This is a genomic window from Veillonella sp. ZSJB6 (genome assembly GCF_051549505.1).
Lineage (GTDB): Bacteria > Bacillota > Negativicutes > Veillonellales > Veillonellaceae > Veillonella.
In genome coordinates this window covers 1-269 of the sequence record NZ_JBPUGE010000062.1, presented here as the reverse complement: position 1 = coordinate 269, position 269 = coordinate 1, and the positions used below count along the sequence as shown (strand labels likewise).

Here is a 269-nt window from a genome sequence, read left to right as displayed (position 1 = left end):
AACGCTCCATTTCACTTAATTCTCGCCTAGTCGTTACCATCTCGCTATAAGCTTCTTTAAACTCAGTGTTATTCATCTGCTTCATCGTATAATTATCAGGCTTACTATCAAGCCCACGTTCTTTCCAATTTCGCATATCCACTACAGGTGCAAAACCATTCTCTAACAAATGACGATTAACTAAATCACCCCAACGCTCACGCTGGGCTTTTAGCATTGCTCTACGCTCGGCAGGGGGTAATCCTGTATTGTCTTTCTTTTTAAATACT

General features: G+C 40.9%; 1 protein-coding gene. It reads right to left on the bottom strand.

Features of this window, described 5'->3' with window-relative positions; translation table 11 throughout:
* On the bottom strand, positions 1 to 217 hold a 217-nt coding region (locus ACSV5T_RS09905; RefSeq protein WP_438321004.1), incomplete at its 3' end, for a hypothetical protein.
* Positions 218 to 269 lie beyond the last annotated feature (52 nt).